This window comes from Flavobacterium sp. (assembly GCF_035456225.1).
GTDB lineage: Bacteria > Bacteroidota > Bacteroidia > Flavobacteriales > Flavobacteriaceae > Flavobacterium.
This window is the reverse complement of sequence record NZ_DATIDM010000138.1, coordinates 1-6,549: the sequence shown is the minus strand read 5'-3', so window position 1 is coordinate 6,549 and position 6,549 is coordinate 1. Positions and strand designations below refer to the sequence as shown.

The window sequence follows — 6,549 nt, the reverse complement described above, 5'->3', positions numbered from 1 at the left end:
TTTACTTTTAAAAGCTTCGATATTTTTTATTTTTGGATAGATTGAATCCAAATCAACTTTTCTTTTGATAAATTCATTTTTATTTAAATCAAAGAGCAGGACTTTCTTTCTACTGTCAATAACATAGATTGTATCATTTTTATTGAATACATAGTTTTTATTTAAGAATTTTTCCTTTTCGGATATTCCGGTTTTGTATTCTTTAAATGAAGCACCTTGTATTTTGAACACTTCATATTGGTTATCGTAAAATATTTTACATTTTTCTTGATCTTTATCACAATCAATAAACTCTTCTGACGTATAGGATTTAATTAGTTTTCCATCAACATAATAAGTAACATTTTCATTTTCACCTCCTTTAAAATAAACGTCATTTTTAATATAAAGTATTTTTCTTCCGTCATTACTAATCGCAACGAAATACGAAGATCCTTCCCATAAATCAAATGACCGATTTATTTTGTAAAATTTTTTACGAACACCCAAACTATCATATTCCTTATTAAAAGTTACAAACGATTCACCTTTAAGATTTGGAAATTCATCGTCATATGAAATAGATTTCAATATAAATTCTCCATTTGATGAAAATGTTTCTGATATTGAAACATGTTCTGAAGAATGTTGCGAAAAAGAAATATTTAGAATTAATAAAGTTAACAAAAGATATATTTTTTTCATTGTTGAATTAAGTTGTTGAATTCCCTTTCCGCTAATCTACAAAAAGTAAGAAAAGAAAACAATTTAAGGTTTTATAATTTGACGCTATCGACTTGTGACAAGAAAATCAATCCGGAAATTTTGTCACGGATTTTGTGACAAAATTTTTATTTCTAAAAAAATGTCACCATTTTTGTGACAAATAAATTTTCACAACAAACTTGTCACAAATGAAACGCACATCCATAATAAAGAGTTTATTAGGTTTAACACAGGAGGAAATGGGAATGTTGTTTGGCATCACGAGAGTGCAATGGGCCATGTTTGAAATAGGGCAACGGGATATACCCCTTACAGCAAAACAACTATTGGCCGATATGTTATCCAATGTGAAGGAATCCGAATCACATTCAAAGGAAAGTGTAATGATTGCTGAAGCAGAAAAAAAGAAAGCGCAGGAATGGTTAAAGCGGGAATATCTGACAGTGCAATACAAGCAACAACTCCTGGTACGTAAAATCAGCGCAATGGAAAAAACCCGAGCGGAATGTTTTGCAGCGTTAGAAACAGTGCACTATTTGGAATCCCACCCCGAAAAAGAACTCATTCCCGATTTGGCAAGAATGGTAAAAACAAGAGCTGTAAACTCGCTGAAAAAAAATACTTTACACCATCTACAGGAAATGCAACTGAAAAAGGAAAGTCTGGACATATTAAAAAACAGTCTGGAACAAAAAATGAAAGAGAACGAAAACGAGTTGTAAACCGTAAACAAACAAAGGGGTAAACAGCATTAAGAATCTAGCTTGTTTACCCCTTTTTACAACAATATTTTCCAGCGGCTATCCTTTTTTCAAAGAAGCCATATCAATTACAAATCGGTAGCGAACATCGCTTTTAATCATTCTTTCGTAGGCTTCGTTTATATCCTGCATCTTAATTACTTCAATTTCCGAAACGATGTTGTGCTTGCCACAGAAATCTAGCATTTCCTGTGTTTCGGCTATACCGCCAATTAAGGAACCTGCCACAGCTTTTCTGCCCATAATCATCGGAACGGTATTCAAAATAGGATCCAATCCGCCCAAATAACCCACCACAACCAAAGTACCGCTAATAGTTAACGTTCCCAAATAAGGATTCACATCATGAACGTAAGGCACGGTGTCAATAATCACGTCGAATTTTCCGCTCACTGACTTCATTTGCCCTTCATCTGTTGAGATAATTACATGATCGGCACCTAAATCCCTGGCGTCTTTTTCTTTATTGGGTGTTCTTGAAAAAAGGGTTACTTCTGCCCCTAAACCTTTGGCAAGTTTAATAGCCATATGCCCCAATCCGCCTAAACCCACAACGGCCACTTTACTGTCTTTACCAACGTTCCAATGGCGAAGCGGTGACCAAGTGGTGATTCCGGCACAAAGCAACGGTGCTGTGGCAGCCAAATCCAGATTGGAAGGCACTTTCAGTACGAAATGTTCCTCTACCACAACTTTTTCGGAATAGCCGCCAAACGTCATTCCGCCTAAATATTTGTCTTCACTGTTGTAAGTTCCAACCCATCCGTTCAAGCAATATTGTTCAAGATCCTGCTCACAACTGCTACAGGTACGGCAAGAATCAACCAAACAACCTACGGCGGCAAAATCACCGACTTTAATTTTGGTTACTTCGCTGCCAACTTTGGTTACTTTACCCACAATTTCATGTCCGGGAACTGCCGGATAAGTCGTAAAGCCCCAGTCGTTCCTTGCCGTGTGTAAATCGGAGTGGCAAACGCCGCAATACAAAATATCAATTTCAATATCTTTTGAGGTAACGTCCCTGCGTTCGATATTCATTTGTTTCAAAGGTGCATCGGCCGCTTGTGTCCCGTATGCTTTCACGTTGGTTGTTTCCATAATTCTATTTACTTTTTTAATTGGTTGTTATTTAAACTTTTAAAATATGTGTGTTACTGATAAGAAAATCGGATTTTTCACGGGTTAAATAGTATTTCATGCCGTTTGTCTTTACTCTCAAAAAAAACTTTCGCCCAAAACGGTTGCGCTCTGTGCATTGTCGGGAACCAATTCCGGTTTTCTCCCGAAACGATAAACAAACCGTAATCATCTCCCAAAACGGAGAAGTTTTCACGTTTGGGCTGTCGTATAAAATAATCGGTTTGGTATTGCTGATTGACCTCATCGCAAAATTCAAAAACATCTGCGACCACAAAACCAATTTCACTGATTTTTATAAATGAATTCCCATTAAAATTTTCCTCCGAAACATTCTTCAGATCGTAACGTGCTATGCATTCTAGGATATTTCCATTGGTATCATAAAAATAAAAGGATTTCGCATTCCAATTGAAAAAGTCGATAATTTCATTGGTTTCAAACGGAATCAATTCCACTCTTTCCCGAATCCATTCCAAGGCTTCAAGCAATCTGTTCTCAGGAATATCGAAGGCAACATGATAAACCGGTTTTTGAATTTTATCCGATAAATGGAAACATAATTGCGATATTCCGACCTTAAAAAAAAGAAGCTCATCCGTTTTCACAACGACCTTCAAACCTAGCTTTTCCTTATAAAAGAATTCGGTTTCCGAAAGCGAGTCGGTTAACAGATGAACTTCCGATATTTTCATGATTCTGTGCTGTTATTTAGCCAAATCAAAACGGTCAAGATTCATTACTTTATTCCATGCTGAAACAAAATCTTTCACAAATTTCTCCTGAGCGTCTGAACTTGCATATACTTCCGCCAATGATCTCAACTCGGAATTAGAACCGAAGACAAGATCGGCTCGGGTTCCTGTCCATTTTACACCGGAACCATTTGCTCCCCCAAACAATTCCTCCTGTTCATCAACTGCTTTCCAGGTTGTACCCATGTCGAGCAAATTCACGAAGAAATCGTTGGTAAGTGTTTCCGGACGACTGGTAAATACCCCATGTTTGGAATTATCGAAGTTGGTATTCAACACGCGTAAACCTCCAACAAGAACCGTCATTTCGGGAGCGGTAAGCGTTAGCAATTGTGCTCTATCTATTAACATTGCTTCTGTTGGAATTGCAAACTTGGATTTCGCATAATTTCGGAATCCATCGGCTTTCGGTTCCAATACTGCGAATGAGGCCACATCGGTTTTATCCTGTGAAGCGTCCATACGGCCAGCAGCAAAAGGAACTGTTACAGAATGTCCAGCATTTTTCGCTGCTTTCTCAACTCCGGCACAACCCGCCAAAACAATAAGATCAGCAAGTGATACTTTTTTACCACCCGATTGCGTACTATTAAAATCTTTCTGAATACCTTCAAGCGTAATCAAAACTTTTGATAACTGCCCCGGATTGTTTACTGCCCAATCTTTTTGAGGAGCCAAACGAATACGGGCACCATTTGCACCACCGCGTTTGTCGGAACCACGGAATGTAGATGCCGAAGCCCAGGCAGCACTGACCAATTGTGAAACAGTAAGACCGGAATCCAATATTTTAGCTTTTAATGAGGCAATATCACTATCATTGATCAACTCATGATCCACTGCCGGAATCGGATCCTGCCAAAGCAATTCTTCTTTTGGAACTTCAGGGCCAAGATAACGGGCAATCGGTCCCATATCACGATGCGTTAACTTATACCATGCACGGGCAAAAGCATCAGCAAATTGATCCGGATTTTCATAAAAACGTCTTGAAATTTTCTCATAAATAGGATCAAACCGTAATGTAAGGTCTGTGGTAAGCATAGTCGGCATATGCATTTTGGAAGGGTCATGCGCATCCGGGATTGTCTTTGCGCCACCTTTTGCCACCCATTGAAATGCGCCTGCCGGGCTTTTGGTCAGCTCCCATTCGTTATTAAAGAGATTATCGAAGAAATGATTGCTCCATTTTGTCGGTGTTTGTGTCCAGGTCACTTCGGGGCCACCTGTAATCGCATCTCCCGCTTTACCGGTGCCATGTTTACTCGCCCAACCCAAACCCTGCAGTTCGATACCGGCTGCTTCAGGTTCTGCACCAACCAATGCAGCATCTCCGGCTCCATGTGCTTTTCCGAAGGTATGCCCACCGGCAATAAGCGCAACAGTTTCTTCATCATTCATGGCCATGCGGGCAAATGTTTCGCGAATATCGGTAGCTGCAGCAAGAGGGTCCGGATTACCGTTAGGTCCTTGGGGATTTACATAGATTAGTCCCATTTGCACCGCTGCCAGCGGATTTTCAAGGTCGCGTACTCCCGAATAGCGTTTATCGTCCAGCCATTCCGTTTCAGAACCCCAGTATACATTTTCTTCCGGTTCCCAGACATCTTCACGTCCACCGGCAAAACCAAAGGTTTTAAATCCCATGGATTCCAAAGCGACATTTCCGGCCAAAATCATAAGATCGGCCCAGGAGATTTTACGCCCGTATTTCTGTTTGATGGGCCAAAGCAGTCTGCGGGCTTTGTCAAGATTGGCATTATCCGGCCAGCTGTTAAGAGGTGCGAAACGCTGTTGTCCTGCTCCTGCGCCTCCACGACCATCTCCTATTCGGTAGGTTCCGGCGCTATGCCATGCCATGCGGATAAAAAGAGGTCCGTAATGTCCGAAATCGGCCGGCCACCAATCCTGCGAATCGGTCATAAGGTCATTAAGGTCTTTTTTGACCGCTGCCAGATCAAGGCTTTTGAATTCTGTCGCGTAATCGAATGCCTCACCCATCGGATTTGAGAGGGATGAATTTTGACGCAGCATGTTTACTTTTAACTGATTGGGCCACCAATCCTTGTTTTTTGTCCCGATTCCACCCATATTCTCATTTTGGGTTGTGGCTGAAAAAGGACACTTACCCTGGCTATTCGAATTGTTTTCCATTTTATATAATGTTATTAGTGATTGATTCCTATTTTCATTAACAGAAGTATTCTCAAATCAAATTTCTGGGGCCCAACGTTTTACAACTGTTAAATTTAATTAAAATTACCGAATTAACTTATCCTTATTTTATAAATCAAATTGATTGTTATTATTTTCTCATAACAAAATACTATACAATAAAATTGGTACAATGTTTGTTTACCTTTGAGTACTAAATCACATAAACATGAAAAAAAGAATACTGCTTTTGGCTTTTATACCATTTTTTGGATGCGCGGAAATGCAGCAGGTTATTGAGCAATTACCGCAAACACAGGGAACGTTGGGCCAGATGGGTATCGGACAAGCCGAAATTTCTTCAGGATTGAAAGAAGCCCTGAACAAAGGGATCGAAAAACAGGTTGTCAAACTTACCGCTGCCGATGGCTTCTACAAAAATGAAATGGTAAAAATCCTTTTACCTGAAGAACTTAAAAAAGTAGACAAAACCCTTCGCGACATAGGCATGAGTAAATTGGCTGATGAAGGTTTAAAAGTTATGAACCGCGCTGCTGAAGATGCAGTAAAACAAGCCACTCCAATTTTCGTTGATGCGGTAAAAGGGATGAGTTTTACTGATGCTAAAAATATATTATTAGGAAACGAACGTTCTGCAACTACCTATTTAGAATCGTCCACATCAACCGCTTTGTATTCAAAATTCAACCCGGTAATCAAACAGTCGTTTTCAAAAGTAGGAGCCGACAAAGTTTGGTCAACCATCATAACAAAATACAACAGTGTTCCGTTAGTTAAGAAAGTAAATCCTGATTTGACGGATTATACTACCAATAAAGCTATGGAAGGCGTATTTAAAATGATTGCTGTTGAAGAAAAAGACATCCGCACCAACCTGTCTTCCAGAAGTACAGATTTACTGAAAAAAGTATTTGCTTTACAGGATAAAAAACAAATCTAAAATTTTAGAAATCAATAAGATACAAATAACAATTTATTAACACTAACTAAAAAAAAATTATCGGACCTTTGTT

6 protein-coding genes are annotated in these 6,549 nt (G+C 39.2%); 2 read left to right on the top strand and 4 right to left on the bottom strand.

The annotated features are described in order from the left end of the window. The coding region (locus VLB74_RS08280) for a hypothetical protein (protein WP_325202985.1) at window positions 1–684 on the bottom strand (684 nt) is incomplete at its 3' end. Between the two features lie 209 nt (window positions 685–893). Between VLB74_RS08280 and VLB74_RS08275 the strand changes: the two genes are divergently transcribed. Beyond that, entirely contained in the window at window positions 894–1,427 is a 534-nt protein-coding gene (locus tag VLB74_RS08275) for a hypothetical protein (RefSeq protein ID WP_325202984.1), read from the top strand. A gap of 78 nt (window positions 1,428–1,505) precedes the next feature. On the opposite strand, the gene VLB74_RS08270 is transcribed toward VLB74_RS08275, so the two are convergent. The 3 genes from VLB74_RS08270 to katG all read right to left on the bottom strand — a co-directional run bounded on the left by VLB74_RS08270 (window position 1,506) and on the right by katG (window position 5,515). Beyond that, the gene (locus VLB74_RS08270) at window positions 1,506–2,567 is read right to left on the bottom strand and encodes an NAD(P)-dependent alcohol dehydrogenase (RefSeq protein WP_325202983.1); all 1,062 of its coding nucleotides are present in this window, start codon (window positions 2,565–2,567) and stop codon (window positions 1,506–1,508) included. A 77-nt stretch (window positions 2,568–2,644) separates the two neighbouring features. Then, complete coding sequence (locus VLB74_RS08265) at window positions 2,645–3,301, bottom strand: VOC family protein (protein ID WP_325202982.1); 657 nt, start codon at window positions 3,299–3,301, stop codon at window positions 2,645–2,647. A 12-nt stretch (window positions 3,302–3,313) separates the two neighbouring features. Next, window positions 3,314–5,515: a catalase/peroxidase HPI gene (gene katG / locus VLB74_RS08260; RefSeq protein WP_325202981.1), complete on the bottom strand. Its 2,202-nt coding sequence runs from the start codon at window positions 5,513–5,515 to the stop codon at window positions 3,314–3,316. A 229-nt stretch (window positions 5,516–5,744) separates the two neighbouring features. On the opposite strand from katG, the gene VLB74_RS08255 reads away from it, so the two are divergent. After that, window positions 5,745–6,476, top strand: a complete 732-nt coding sequence (locus VLB74_RS08255; protein WP_325202980.1) for a DUF4197 domain-containing protein — start codon at window positions 5,745–5,747, stop codon at window positions 6,474–6,476. Window positions 6,477–6,549: the final 73 nt, after the last annotated feature.